The following is a 13,005-nucleotide window of genomic DNA, read 5'->3' as shown; positions in this document are numbered from 1 at the left end:
TTCCGCCGGATCCCGCGTCCGGTCCCCGACCGGGTCCTACCCGGTGCCCGCCGCGGATCACGGGCGGCGCGGGGCCGGCCGGGTCAGGAGACGGGGCCGCCGACCTTGTTGCCGCCGTACTTCGCCACGTAGCCGGGCATGTCGGCGGTCTTGATCGCCTCGAAGAGGGCGGCCGACCGCTTGGGGTCGAGCAGCACGACGCTCTGCTTGCCGCGCGTCCCGGTGCCCTTGTAGGGGGCGGTGAGGAAGGTGACGTCGGCGGGGCGCAGGCCGCGCAGGCCGAGGGCGAGCGAGCGCAGCTTCCCGCCGCTCATCGTGTCGTCCACGGTGATCGACTTGGTGAACGCCTCCAGGAAGCGGTTCAGCTTCAGCGGGTTGCCGAGCGTCCCGCCGTCCGCCGCCTGCCCGGCGAGGGCCCTCAGGAACGCCTGCTGGCGCTTGATCCGGTCGAAGTCGCCGTTCGGCAGGTTGTAGCGCTGGCGGACGTACAGCAGCGCGTCCTCGCCGTTCAGCTTCTGCCGCCCGGCCTGCCACTGCTTCTTGCGGGCCGGGTCGTAGACGCTCTGCTTGATGTCCACGGTGACGCCGCCGAGCGCGTCGGTCATGGCCTTGAACCCGGCGAAGTCGATCGCGCCGTAGTGGTCGACGCGGACGCCGGTCAGCTTCTCCACGGTCTCGGTGAGCAGCTTCGGGCCGCCGTAGGAGAACGCCGCGTTGATCTTCTGCTTGCCGTAGCCGGGGACCTCGACCCAGGAGTCGCGCGGGAAGGAGACCAGGTAGGCCTTCTTCTTGTCGGCCGGCAGGTGCAGCAGCATGATCGTGTCGGAGCGCTGCCGCCCCGGCTTCCACAGGTCATCGTTTCCTTTGCCGGTGGTGCCCGCGTCCGCGCGGGTGTCGGACCCGACGAGCAGCCAGTTGTCGGTGCCGATCGCCGACGGGCCGGGCCGCTGCCCCTCGGGCTGCCAGCCCTGCTGCCGCTTGATGTTGCCGTTGAGCGCCGACTCGCGCTGCCAGAGCAGGCCGGCGATCCCGGCGGCGAGCAGCGCGAAGAACACCACGACGGCGATGAGGACGCGCAGCCAGACGCGCTTGCGGCGCGGGCGGGCCCGGTGGCCGCCGCCCCCGTCCCCGTCCTGGCCGGCGATCGTGACGGCGGTGCCGCCGCCGGGAGCGGCGGGGTCGGCGGGCCGGTCGGGGCCGAAGGGGTCCTGGGACGTCATGGCGCCAGAAGCTACCAGGCGAAAACACTCATTAGTGACCAAACGCTCAAGCCGTGCGGCGGCGCAGGGTGGCGGCGCCGAGCCCGAGCGCGAGGAGCGTGCAGCCGGCGATCACCAGGACGTCCCGCACCAGCGTGCCGGTGACGTCGCTGTACCGCGTGAGCTGCTGCATCGCCTCCACGGCGTAGGACATCGGCATCACCACCGACGCCGCGTGCAGCCAGGACGCCATCTGGTCGCGCGGCACGAACAGGCCGCAGAGCAGCAGCTGCGGCAGCACGAACGCCGGCATGAACTGCACCGCCTGGAACTCGGTGCGCGCGAACGCGCTCGCCAGCAGCCCGAGCGCCATGCCGAGCAGCGCGTCGAGGACGGCGACCAGGAACAGCGACCCGACCGACCCGGCGAGGTCGAGGCCGAGCCAGGTGAGCGAGACCGCGAGCACGGCGCCGACCTGGACGACCGCGAGCGCGCCGAACGCGAGGGCGTAGCCGAGCAGGAAGTCCAGCTTGCCGGTCGGGGTGGCCATGAGCCGCTCCAGCGTCCCGCCGGTGCGCTCGCGCAGCGTCGCCACGCTGGTCACGATGAACATGATCACCAGCGGGAAGACGGCGATGAGCTGCGGCCCGACCCGGTCGAACAGGCCGGGGCTGTCGAAGACGTAGCGCAGCAGGACCATCAGCAGGCTCGGCACGAGGACGAGCAGCGCGATCGTCCGCGGGTCGTGCCGGAGCTGGGCGAGGATGCGGCGGGTGGTGGCGAGGGTGATCCTCGGCGTGAAGGCGGTGCTCATGCCGTGCTCCCCGGCGTGTCGGCGGTGTCGGCGGTGTCGGCGGTGTCGGCGGTGTCGGCGGTGTCGGCGGTGTCGGTGATCAGGCGGAGGAAGGCCTCCTCCAGGTCGCGGGCGCCGGTCCGCTCCAGCAGCGCGTCCGGGGCGTCGTCGGCGAGGAACCGGCCCTCGCGCATGAGCAGCAGCCGGTCGGTGCGGCCCGCCTCGTCCATGACGTGGCTGGACACCAGCAGCGTCGTCCCGTTCCCGGCCAGCTCGCGGAACAGCTTCCACAGCTCCTCGCGCAGCACCGGGTCGAGGCCGACGGTCGGCTCGTCCAGGACGAGCAGCTCGGGGCGGCCGACCAGCGCCACCGCGAGGTTGACGCGGTTCAGCTGGCCGCCCGACAGCGTCCCGACGGCCCGGTCGCGGTGGTCGGCGAGCCCGACCTCCTCGATCACCCGGTCGGCGGCGGCGCGCGGCGCGCCGAGCACGGCGGCGAAGTAGCGCAGGTTCTCGCCGACGCTGAGGTCGGTGTAGACGGCGGGCGCCTGCGTCGCGTAGCCGACGCGGCGGCGCAGGCCAGGCGATCCGGCCGGCGCGCCGAGCACGGTGACGGTGCCGCCCGCGACGACCTGCACGCCGACCAGGGCGCGCAGCAGCGTGGACTTGCCGCAGCCGCTCGGCCCGAGCAGCCCGACGACGCTGCCGCGCGCCACCTCGAAGGACAGGTCGTGCAGGACCGCGCGGCCGCCCCGGACCACGCGCAGGCCGCGGGCCTCGATCGCCGGAGCCGAATTCATCATGTGATGAATTTATGCCGGCACGGCGGCCCGGTCAAGGGTCGCCGGGGGGCGGGTGCGGTCAGCCGAAGTGGGCGCGCAGGGCGGGCGCGAGCAGCGCGACGAGCTCGTCGCGGCCGAGCGAGGCCATCGGCTCGACCCGGAGGACGTAGCGCAGCACGGCCATGCCGACGAGCTGCGCGGCGGCGGCCTGCACCCGCTCCAGGGGCACGCCCTGCCCCTCGGCGACGCGCTCCAGCAGCGCGGCGGTGACGAACTCGCGCATCATCGCGGCGGCCCGCTCGTTGGTCATCGCCGACCGGAACAGCGCGAGGATCGGGGCGCGCCGGTCGGGGTCGTCCCAGAACTCCAGGAAGGTGCGGGCCATCGTCTCGGGGAACGCGGCGCGGTCGGCCGTCGCGAACCGCGCCAGCACCTCGGCGGGGTCGACGGGGAAGCGCATCGCGGCGACGAACAGGCCCTGCTTGCCGCCGTAGAAGTGGTGCACGAGCGCCGGGTCGACGCCCGCCGCGCGCGCGACGGCGCGCACCGAGGCGCCGTCGTAGCCCTTGTCGCCGAACAGGGCGCGGGCCGCGTCGAGGATCGCCGCGCGCGTCTCGGTCGGGCCGGGGCGCCGCCCGCGCGGCCCCTGGCCCGCCTCGGGCGCGGCACCCGTCACCGCAGGCTCCGCCGGGAGACCTCACCGCCCGAGGTGACCTCCCAGGTGCGGTCGGCGGCGGCGAGGTGCAGCCGCGCGAACGCCAGGGCCTCGGCGAGGTCCTCCATCCGCTCGGCGCGGCTGTCGGCCCGCCGGGTGTTGACCTCCAGCACGATGTGGCCGCCGAAGCCGCCCTCGGCGAGGGTCTCCAGGATCGGCCCGCAGGGCTGGGAGCCGCGGCCCGGCACCAGGTGCTCGTCCTTGTTGGTGACGCCGACGCCGTCGGCGAGGTGGACGTGGCGCAGCCGGTCGCCGAGGTCGGCGGCCATCGCGACGGCGTCCGAGCCCGAGACGGCGGTGTGCGACAGGTCGAGCGTGACGTGCGCGAAGTCCTGGTCGACGGGGTTCCAGTCGGGCGCGTACATGCCGGCCTCGGCGCCGCGCGCCTTCAGCGGGAACATGTTCTCGACCGCGAACAGGACGTCGGTCTCCTCCTGCATGCGGGCGACGCCCTCGACGAAGTCGCGGGCGTAGTCGCGCTGCCAGCGGAACGGCGGGTGCACGACCACGACGTCGGCGCCGAGCTCCTCGGCGACCTCCTTGGAGCGGACCAGCTTCCCCCACGGCTCGCGGCCCCAGACTCGCTGGGTGAGCAGCAGGCAGGGCGCGTGGATCGACCTGATCGGCACCTGGTGGTAGTCCGACAGCCGGCGGAGCACGCCGAGGTCCTGCGAGGAGGCGTCGGTGGAGACCATCACCTCGACGCCGTCGTAGCCGAGCAGCGCCGCGATCTCGAAGGCGCTCGGCACCTTCTCCGGATAGACCGACGCCGTGGACAGCGTGATCGGGGCGTCCGGCACGCGGATGGCCGGTGCGGCGGCGCCGTTTCGCTGCGGGGTCAAGGCTCCCTGCCCGTTCTTCGCTCGGCGGTGGGACGGCGGGCGTCCCGGCGGCCCGGCGGGTCTCCGGTCCGTCGCACGGCGCCCGCGCCGCCCTCCCGGCCGGCGGCGCCCACGCACCGAAAGCCTATGCGCCCGGAGGGCCGCTGGAACCCGCGACCCGGCGTGATCTGGATTTCCGCGCGGCGCCGGTCGCTACGCTCGGTACCCGTGGCCGACATCGCACCGGGGGCCGTGCCGAGCCCCAACATCTGGAACTCCCCGCGCGTCTACGAGATCGAGAACCGCGCCGTGGACCCGGACGGCGCCATCGAGGCGGCGCTCCGGCGGCTGCGCCCCTGGGCGGGGGCGGCCGTGCTCGACGTCGGCTGCGGCACCGGCTTCCACCTGCCGCTGTTCGCCGCCGAGGCCGCGAGGGTCGTCGGCGTCGAGCCGCACGCCCGCCTCGCCGCCGCCGCGCGGGAGCGGACCCGCGACCTGCCGAACGTCACGGTCCGCGTCGGCGCCGCGCAGGCGTTGCCGCTTCCGGACGCCTGCGTCGACGTGGCGCACGCGCGCTGGGCCTACTTCTTCGGCCCCGGCTGCGAGCCGGGCCTCGCCGAGCTGGACCGCGTCGTGCGGCGCGGCGGCACCATCATGATCGTCGACAACGACGCCGCCCGCTCCACCTTCGGCGGCTGGTTCCGGCGCTGGCTGCCGTCCTACGACCCCGCCGCCGTCGAGCGGTTCTGGACGCGGCGCGGCTTCGCCCGCGAGCCGGTCCTGATGCGCTGGGCGTTCCAGAGCCGCGAGGACTTCGCGGCGGTGCTGCGCATCGAGTTCCCGCCCGATCTCGCGGGCGCCTTCCTCGCCGAGCATCCCGGGCTGGAGGTGGATTACGCCGTCAACATCTGGTGGAAGAACCGCTAGGCACCCCGCCGCCGAGACTGTTGGACGCCCGGACAATAATGTCGGGATCCGCTGAACTGGAGGTCACCCATGGGACGCGCCGCCACCACGGGCCGCACCCTTCTCGCCGCCACCGCCCTCGGCGCCGCCGGCGCCGGCGCCGGCCTGGCCGCCCAGCGCCGCGCGGTCCGCCGCCTCAAGCTGCGGCCCGACCCCTACGCCGCCGAGCCGTTCGGCTCCCTGCGCGGCACCCCCGCCCCCGTCCGCGCGTCCGACGGCACCCGGCTCTACGCCGAGATCGACGGCGCCGACCGCACCGACCTCGCCGTCGTGTTCTCGCACGGCTGGACGCTCACCCAGGACTCCTGGCACTTCCAGCGCAAGGCCCTGCGCGGCCTCGGCCGCCTGGTCTTCTGGGACCAGCGCGGGCACGGCCGCTCCGACGGGGGCGCGCGCGACGGCTACGGCCTGCACCGCCTCGCGCACGACCTCAAGGACGTCATCGACCAGACCGTCCCCGAGGAGACGCCCGTCGTGCTCGTCGGGCACTCCATGGGCGGCATGACGACGATGCGGTTCGCCGACGAGTACAGCGAGCTGATCGGCCGCAAGGTCGTGGCGACCGGCCTGCTCTGCACCTCCTCGGGCAACCTCGGCGCCGTGACGCTCGGCATGCCGGCCGCGCTCGCCCGCGTCACCAGCCGCGTCCTGCCGCGCTCGCTGCGGCTGGCCGGGGCCGGGTCGGCCGCCATCGAGAAGGTCCGCCACCTCGGCCGGGACGGCTCCATGGTGATCGAGGACCTGATCGCGTTCGGCCCGGACGCGTCCCCGGCGGCGGTGCGGTTCGCCGAGGAGATGATGGCCGACACCCGGATGGACGCCCTGATCGACTTCTTCCACTCGATGATCACGACCGAGGTGATCAGCGACTGCGGGCGCCTCGCCGGGATCGACAACCTCGTCATCGGCGCGGAGAACGACCTGCTGACGCCCGTCCAGCACAGCCTGCGCATCGCCTCCTGCGTGCCGGACGCCCGGCTGGAGGTCGTCCCGACCAGCGGGCACATGGCCATGCTGGAGCGGCCGAGCGTCGTCTCCGACCACCTCGGCGACCTGATCGCGCGCGCCCGCAAGGCGCTGCCCGCGTCCTGAGCCCCGTCAGGCGTCGGTGCTGCGGGCCGCCGGGACGGCGGCGGCGACGCGCGCGGCGACCTCCCGCATCCCGGCGGCGTTCGGGTGGAACGGCGCGGCCGCGGACGTCAGCGCGATCCCCTCGACCCACTTGCGGCCGGGCGGGGCGCACATGTCGTGCCCGAGGCCGTCGCGGTAGGCGTCCACGAAGGTGGCGCCGGCCGCGGCGGCCCGCTTCTCCAGCATCGCGTTCAGCCGCCGCTCGGCCGCGTCCAGGAACGCCAGGTCGCCGGCGGCGAGCGGCACGACCGGCCAGCAGCCGGGCGCCTCGGGGACGAGCCGCAGGTAGCCGACGACGAGCACGCGGGCCCGCGGGGAGCGGCGGTGGATCTCGGCGAGGACGGCGGCGACCTTCGGCGCCGTCGCGTCGACCCGCCGCGCGAGCTCGTCGCCGTAGCGGGCGGTGCAGGGCGCGCCGGCGTGGTCCTTGACGCTGAGCAGGCCGCAGGTGACCGCGATCTGGCCGAAGCCGACGTCGTTGCCGCCGATGCCGAGCGTGACGAGGCCGGTGTCCTCCGCCAGCGCGTCGAGCTGCGGCGGGTTCACGCCGAGCGGCGTCGTCTGCGGGGAGGACATGTGCTCGGTCTCGGCGCCGCTGCAGCTCGCGTCGGTGAGGCGGGCGCCGAGGCCGGCCGCGACCAGGGACGGGTAGGCGTGGTCCGAGCGCAGGCACCCGGGCACGCCGCCCGCCGACCGGGGAATGAGCGGACCGGCGGTGAACGAGTCACCCAGGGCCACATAACTCTTCCCCTGGGCCGCGGCGGTCCCGTCCGCCCGCGCCGCCACGGGCGAGCCGAGCGCCAGCAGCGCCGCGACCGCCGACGCCACCCCCAGTGCCTTCTTGAGGTGCATGTACCGCGTCCTTTCAGCGGAGGCCCCGATCGGCCGGCGACCGGGCCCGGGCCCCGCCACCATAAGCCGCCGGACGCGGCCCGTCATCATGTAACTACATGGAGTCACAGGAGGCGCACGCCGCCCCACCCGTACCACCTGGCCCGAACTGTCGGTGGCGGCGCCTACGCTGCTGCGCATGGCGAAGACGAAGGCGGCCGCGCGCTCGGCGGCGTACCGCTGCTCCGAGTGCGGCTGGCAGACGTCCAAGTGGGTGGGCCGCTGCGGCGAGTGCCAGACGTGGGGCACGATCGTCGAGGGGACGAGCGCCACGCCCGCCCGCGTCGTGTCGGCCGGCCCGGTCAGCGCGCCCGCGCGGCCCATCGGCAAGGTCGACGTGCGGTCCGCGCGGACCCGCCCGACCGGCCTCGACGAGCTCGACCGCGTCCTCGGCGGCGGCATCGTCCCCGGCGCCGTGCTGCTGCTGGCGGGCGAGCCCGGCATCGGCAAGTCCACGCTGCTGCTGGAGGTCGCCGCGCTCGCCTCGTCCGCCGACGCCGCCCGCGAGCCCGTCCCCGGGCAGGCCGGCGAGACGGGCCGCTCCCCCGTCCTCTACATCACCGGCGAGGAGTCCGCCGAGCAGGTCCGGCTCCGCGCCGACCGGGTCGGCGCGATCACCGACGACCTGTACCTGGCCGCCGAGACCGAGCTGTCGGCCGTCCTCGGCCACGTCGACGCCGTCGAACCCACCCTGATGATCGTCGACTCGATCCAGACGATCGGCACGAGCGAGGTCGACGGCGCGCCCGGCGGCGTCACCCAGATCCGCGAGGTCGCCGCCAACCTCATCCGCGTCGCCAAGGAGCGCGGCATCACCGTCGTGCTCGTCGGGCACGTCACCAAGGAGGGCGCCATCGCGGGCCCGCGCCTGCTGGAGCACCTGGTCGACGTCGTCCTGTACTTCGAGGGCGACCGGCACTCGCGGCTGCGGATGATCCGCGCCGTGAAGAACCGCTACGGCCCGACCGACGAGCTCGGCTGCTTCGACCTGTCGGAGGTCGGCATCGTCGGCGTCGCCGACCCGTCCGGGCTGTTCCTCACCCGCCGCGACGAGCCCGTCCCCGGCACCTGCGTGACCGTCACCCTGGAGGGGCGCCGCCCGCTCGTCGCCGAGGTGCAGGCGCTCGTCGCCAAGTCGCACCTGCCGTCGCCGCGGCGCGCCTCGTCGGGGCTGGAGACCTCGCGGGTCGCGATGGTCCTCGCCGTCCTCGCCCAGCGCTGCAAGATCTCCATGCACGAGCAGGACGTGTACGTGTCGACCGTCGGCGGCGTCCGCCTCACCGAGACCTCCGTCGACCTCGCGCTCGCGCTCGCCGTCGCCGGGTCCACCGTCGAGCAGACGCTGTCCAGCCACCTCATCGCCGTCGGCGAGGTCGGTCTCGCCGGCGAGGTGCGGATCGTGCCGGGCGTGCAGCGCCGCCTCGCCGAGGCGACCCGGCTCGGCTTCAAGTACGCCGTCGTGCCGCGCGGCTCGCTGGAGCTCGGCGACGGCTCGCCGCTGAAGCGCGCCGACCCGCAGCTCATGAGCTACGAGGGCATGAAGGTGATGGAGGTCGACAGCCTCACCCAGGCGCTCCAGGTCGCCTTCACCGCGCCCTGACGCGTCTCCCGCCACAGGTCGGGTGCGCCGTCGCACGCTTGCGGCCCGGGGACGGACCGGCCGGCGGCCGGCCTCGGTAAACTGGCGCCGTCCAGCGACATCCCCGGGGGCCAGGTGCCAGCACACAACAAGGGTCATGACGAACGCCGCCGCGCCACGCTCGCGGCGGTGGCGCCGGGCACCCAGCTGAGGGACGGCCTGGAGCGCATCCTGCGCGGCCACACCGGCGCGCTCATCGTGCTCGGCTACGACGCCGAGGTCGAGGAGGTCTGCACCGGCGGCTTCGAGCTGGACGTGGAGTTCTCCGCGACCCGGCTCCGCGAGCTCGCCAAGATGGACGGCGCGATCGTCATCGACGACTCCCAGCACCGCATCGTCCGCGCCGCCGTGCACCTGGTGCCCGACTCCACCATCCCGACCGAGGAGTCCGGCACCCGGCACCGCACCGCCGAGCGCGTCGCCCGGCAGACCCCGCACCCGGTGATCTCGGTCTCCCAGTCGATGCACATCATCGCCCTCTACCTGGACGGCATCCGCTACGTCCTGGAGGACTCGGCGGCGATCCTGTCCAAGGCCAACCAGGCCCTCGCCACCCTCGAGCGCTACAAGCTGCGCCTCGACGAGGTGTCGGGCACCCTGTCGGCGCTGGAGATCGAGGACCTGGTCACCGTCCGCGACGTCGCGGCGGTCGTGCAGCGGCTGGAGATGGTCCGCCGCATCGCCGACGAGATCGAGGGTTACGTCGTCGAGCTCGGCACCGACGGGCGGCTCCTGTCGCTGCAGCTCGACGAGCTGGTGTCGGGCGTCGACGTCGACCGCGAGCTGATCGTCCGCGACTACCCGTCCGCCGACACCCGCGACCGCGGCGTGGACGCCGTCCTCGCCGCCCTGGACGTGCTGACGGCCAACGAGCTGCTCGACCTGTCCACGGTCGCCGAGGTGATGGGGTTCGCCGGGCCCGAGGCGCTCGACCTGCCGGTCAGCCCGAAGGGGTACCGGCTGCTCGCCAAGGTGCCGCGGCTGCCGAGCCTGGTCGTGGAGCGCCTCGTCGAGCATTTCGGCGGCCTGCAGAAGCTGCTCGCCGCCAGCATCGACGACCTCCAGGCCGTCGACGGCGTCGGCGAGTCCCGGGCGCGCAGCGTCCGCGAGGGCCTGTCGCGGCTCGCCGAGTCCTCCATCCTGGAACGCTACGTCTGACCGGGCCGCCCTCGCGCGGACGGCCCGGCCCGGCGGGCGCTACCGCAGCGCGAACACCTGCTTCTTGGTCTTGACGCCCTGGCCCTTCAGCTGCGCGACGTAGGTCCCGGGCCGGGCCTTCGGGCGGTCGCCCCGGCACTCCTCGCCGGCGCGGCGGCGGTCCCAGGTGAAGGTCTTGGCGTAGGGGATGCCGCGCCGCAGCATCTGGATGGACGTGCCGGTCCCCGCGTCGCAGCGGCTCGCCGCCCACACCCGGTCGGCGCCGGAGCTGATCCGCAGGTCCAGGGCGCGGCTGCCGACGTCGAACGTGCACGGCTTGGCGCCGGTGTTGACGACGGTCAGCGCGAACTGCGGCCGGTCGTCCGCCGCGTAGACCTCGCGGGCCGAGGCGACGTTGACGACCAGCGCGTCCGGCGCGCAGGCGTCCCCGGCCCGGCGGGGCGCGGCGGCGGTCTTGGTGACCCGCGCGGTGACCGTCACGGTCGGCGCCGCCGCCGGCAGCGTCGGCGGCGCGGGGCTCGGCGCGCCGACGGCCGCGGCGTTCTGCACCGTCTCGCGGCGGGGCGCCTGCTCGTCGTCCCCGCTCCCGCCGACGCAGGCGTAGGCGCCGAGGCCGACGACGCCGAGCACGGCGGCGAGGGCGACGGCCCGCCGCTTCCAGTACTGGTCGAAGCCGAGGTCGTCGGGATCGCGTTCGGTGTCCTCCTCCATACGCTCAGTATCTCTTCGCCGATCGGGACGGGGGCGGTGACCCGCCGTGCCAGAATGGCAACTCATCATGCGGACCTCCCCAATTTCGATCACCGAACCGGTCCTGGCGTGGTACGCCGCGCACGCCCGCGACCTGCCGTGGCGGGCGGCGGACGCGACGCCGTGGGGCGTCCTCGTCAGCGAGATCATGCTCCAGCAGACGCCGGTCGCCCGGGTGCTGCCGGTCTGGCGGGAGTGGCTGGCGCGCTGGCCGACGCCCGCCGCGCTCGCCGCCGAGCCGTCCGGCGAGGCGGTGCGCGCCTGGGGCCGGCTCGGCTACCCGCGCCGCGCCCTGCGGCTCCACCAGGCCGCCGTCGCGATCACCGAGCGGCACGGCGGCGCCGTCCCGGGCGACCACGCCGCGCTGCTCGCGCTGCCCGGCATCGGCTCCTACACCGCCGCCGCCGTCGCGAGCTTCGCGTTCGGGCAGCGGCACGCCGTCCTCGACACCAACGTTCGCCGGGTGCTGGCGCGGGTCGTCACGGGCGTGGAGTACCCGCCGAAGGCGCAGACCCGCGCCGAGGTGACGCTCGCCGAGTCGCTGCTGCCCGCCGAGCCGGCGACGGCGGCGCGGTGGGCGGTCGCGGCGATGGAGCTCGGCGCGCTCGTCTGCACGGCCCGGTCGCCGCGCTGCGTCGACTGCCCCGTCCTGGAGCGCTGCGAGTGGCAGGCGCGGGGCCGTCCCGCCTACGACGGGCCGCCGCGCCGGGGCCAGTCGTACGCGGGCACCGACCGCCAGTGCCGGGGCCGGCTGCTCGCCGTGCTGCGCGAGGCGCACGGCCCGGTGGGCAAGCCCGCCCTGGACGTGGTGTGGTCCGACGCCGTCCAGCGCGAGCGGGCCCTCGACGGCCTCATCGCCGACGGCCTGATCGATCCCCTCGACGACGGCCGCTACGCCCTCCCCGCCTGACCTAGGGGACGCGCCGGGCCGCCCGCCCCTCGCGGGGACGGGCGGCCCGGTGGTGCCGCGGCGGGCCGGACTAGCTCCGGCGGCCCTTGGGATCGCGGTCCTTCAGGACCTGGTCCTTGGCGCGGTCCTTCATGTCGCGCTCGGCGAGGTCGCCGTCGAGCTGGACCCCGTCGTCCGGGATCACCTCGATCCGCTCCTTGCGGACCTGGTCCTCGACGGGCTGCTCCTCGGTGACGCGCTCGACGCTGACGCGGACGCGCTCGACGGCGACCGTGTCCTTGGTCACCACGGCGCGCTCCTCGTGCAGCACGACCTCCCGCTCGTCCTCGCCGAGGACGAGGTCGGCGAACTCGCCGGTCGCCTGCTCGCCGTCGATCGGCACCCGCTCCACCTTGATGCGCTCGCGGGTGACCGGCACGGACATGCGCACGTCCTCGGTCTCCACCCACCGGCGCAGGCGGACGTGCCCGGCCTCGCGGCGCTCGGTCGCGACGCGGAGGCGTTCCTCGGAGCGGACGAGCTCGGCGTCCTCGGCCCCGGCCGCGTCCCGCATCCCCGGCTTGCGCAGGGTCTCCTGGCCGGCCTGGCCGCCCAGCATGGCGGCCTTGCCCTGCTGCCCGGCGCGGCGGCCCTGGTCGGCCTGCATGCGGCCGGCGTCGCCCTGGCCGGGCGTGCGGTTCGGCTGGTTCGGGACGGCGCCCCTGTCGGGCTGGAGGCCGTAGTAGCGGTAGAGCTCGGCGACCTCCTGCCGGTCCAGGTGCTGGTCGGCGTCGATGCTCGGCGCGCCCTTGATCTTGTCCTTGTCGTAGGAGACCTGCAGGACGTCGCCCTTGCGGTCCACCCCGGCGAGCGGGACGAAGCTCTCCCGCTGGCCGAACCAGCCGGTCACCACCGTGATCCACTCCGGGGCGCCGCTGGCGTCGTTCAGGTACACCTGCTTGACGGTCCCGAGCTTGGTCCCGTCCTTGCCGGTGACCTCCAGGTCCATCAGTTCCTTGCCGCTGGTCTTGGTCTGCACGTCGACCCCTCCTCCGCGCGGCCGGCCCCTGGCGGGGCAGGTGCGGCGCGGACTCTCGTCGCACTCGGAACGGATCTCGGATCCGCGGTCGCGTCATCGCCCGTCATCTTCATACGGCGGTCTATCCGCCCCCCACCAGCAGAAACGCGGCATCACAGCCATTTCGCCGCATCGGGACGGAACGCGGCCGAACCTGGCACCGCCTTGCCCGCCGCATGACCCGGACCCGACC

Annotated in this window: 13 protein-coding genes; 5 read left to right on the top strand and 8 right to left on the bottom strand. The window is 74.6% G+C overall.

Annotation, left to right across the window (positions count from 1 at the left end; all coding sequences use genetic code 11):
* Positions 1-83: 83 nt before the first annotated feature.
* The 5 genes from K1Y72_RS21705 to K1Y72_RS21685 are packed head-to-tail and all read right to left on the bottom strand — an operon-like array spanning position 84 to position 4,331.
* Positions 84-1,220 carry an LCP family protein gene (locus tag K1Y72_RS21705; protein ID WP_220168248.1) on the bottom strand — a complete coding sequence of 379 codons (1,137 nt, stop codon included), beginning with the start codon at positions 1,218-1,220 and terminating at the stop codon, positions 84-86.
* 46 nt (positions 1,221-1,266) lie between these two features.
* Positions 1,267-2,013: an ABC transporter permease gene (locus K1Y72_RS21700; RefSeq protein WP_220168247.1), complete on the bottom strand. Its 747-nt coding sequence runs from the start codon at positions 2,011-2,013 to the stop codon at positions 1,267-1,269.
* A complete protein-coding gene (locus tag K1Y72_RS21695) occupies positions 2,010-2,795 on the bottom strand; it encodes an ABC transporter ATP-binding protein (RefSeq protein WP_220168246.1) in 786 nt (261 codons plus the stop codon). The genes K1Y72_RS21700 and K1Y72_RS21695 overlap by 4 nt, the downstream gene beginning before the upstream one ends.
* Before the next feature lie 58 nt (positions 2,796-2,853).
* Positions 2,854-3,450, bottom strand: a complete 597-nt coding sequence (locus tag K1Y72_RS37270; protein ID WP_220168245.1) for a TetR/AcrR family transcriptional regulator — start codon at positions 3,448-3,450, stop codon at positions 2,854-2,856.
* Positions 3,447-4,331 carry a sugar phosphate isomerase/epimerase family protein gene (locus K1Y72_RS21685; protein ID WP_220168244.1) on the bottom strand — a complete coding sequence of 295 codons (885 nt, stop codon included), beginning with the start codon at positions 4,329-4,331 and terminating at the stop codon, positions 3,447-3,449. Before K1Y72_RS21685 ends, K1Y72_RS37270 begins: the two co-directional genes overlap by 4 nt.
* Before the next feature lie 207 nt (positions 4,332-4,538).
* Between K1Y72_RS21685 and K1Y72_RS21680 the strand changes: the two genes are divergently transcribed.
* Positions 4,539-5,237 (top strand): class I SAM-dependent methyltransferase, encoded by a 699-nt coding sequence (locus tag K1Y72_RS21680; RefSeq protein WP_308287176.1) that lies wholly within the window; start codon positions 4,539-4,541, stop codon positions 5,235-5,237.
* A 69-nt stretch (positions 5,238-5,306) separates the two neighbouring features.
* Complete coding sequence (locus tag K1Y72_RS21675) at positions 5,307-6,368, top strand: alpha/beta fold hydrolase (protein WP_220168242.1); 1,062 nt, start codon at positions 5,307-5,309, stop codon at positions 6,366-6,368.
* A 6-nt stretch (positions 6,369-6,374) separates the two neighbouring features.
* Here K1Y72_RS21675 and K1Y72_RS21670 read toward each other — a convergent pair whose 3' ends face one another.
* The gene (locus K1Y72_RS21670) at positions 6,375-7,259 is read right to left on the bottom strand and encodes an SGNH/GDSL hydrolase family protein (RefSeq protein ID WP_220168241.1); all 885 of its coding nucleotides are present in this window, start codon (positions 7,257-7,259) and stop codon (positions 6,375-6,377) included.
* A 178-nt stretch (positions 7,260-7,437) separates the two neighbouring features.
* Here K1Y72_RS21670 and radA point away from each other — a divergent pair, with 178 nt between their 5' ends.
* Positions 7,438-8,898 carry a DNA repair protein RadA gene (gene radA, locus K1Y72_RS21665; protein ID WP_220168240.1) on the top strand — a complete coding sequence of 487 codons (1,461 nt, stop codon included), beginning with the start codon at positions 7,438-7,440 and terminating at the stop codon, positions 8,896-8,898.
* Positions 8,899-9,012: 114 nt separating this feature from the next.
* Positions 9,013-10,095, top strand: coding sequence for a DNA integrity scanning diadenylate cyclase DisA (gene disA / locus K1Y72_RS21660; protein WP_220168239.1), 1,083 nt, complete (start codon positions 9,013-9,015; stop codon positions 10,093-10,095).
* 39 nt (positions 10,096-10,134) lie between these two features.
* On the opposite strand, the gene K1Y72_RS21655 is transcribed toward disA, so the two are convergent.
* Positions 10,135-10,806 (bottom strand): hypothetical protein, encoded by a 672-nt coding sequence (locus K1Y72_RS21655; protein ID WP_220168238.1) that lies wholly within the window; start codon positions 10,804-10,806, stop codon positions 10,135-10,137.
* Between the two features lie 67 nt (positions 10,807-10,873).
* Here K1Y72_RS21655 and K1Y72_RS21650 point away from each other — a divergent pair, with 67 nt between their 5' ends.
* Complete coding sequence (locus K1Y72_RS21650; protein WP_220168405.1) at positions 10,874-11,755, top strand: iron-sulfur binding domain-containing protein; 882 nt, start codon at positions 10,874-10,876, stop codon at positions 11,753-11,755.
* 70 nt (positions 11,756-11,825) lie between these two features.
* On the opposite strand, the gene K1Y72_RS21645 is transcribed toward K1Y72_RS21650, so the two are convergent.
* Complete coding sequence (locus tag K1Y72_RS21645; RefSeq protein WP_308287175.1) at positions 11,826-12,773, bottom strand: PRC and DUF2382 domain-containing protein; 948 nt, start codon at positions 12,771-12,773, stop codon at positions 11,826-11,828.
* Positions 12,774-13,005: the final 232 nt, after the last annotated feature.

Source organism: Actinomadura parmotrematis, assembly GCF_019458805.1.
In the GTDB taxonomy this organism is placed as follows: Bacteria; Actinomycetota; Actinomycetes; order Streptosporangiales; family Streptosporangiaceae; genus Spirillospora; species Spirillospora parmotrematis.
Note: the sequence above shows the minus strand (reverse complement) of the source record. Positions and strands in the feature narration are given on the sequence as shown.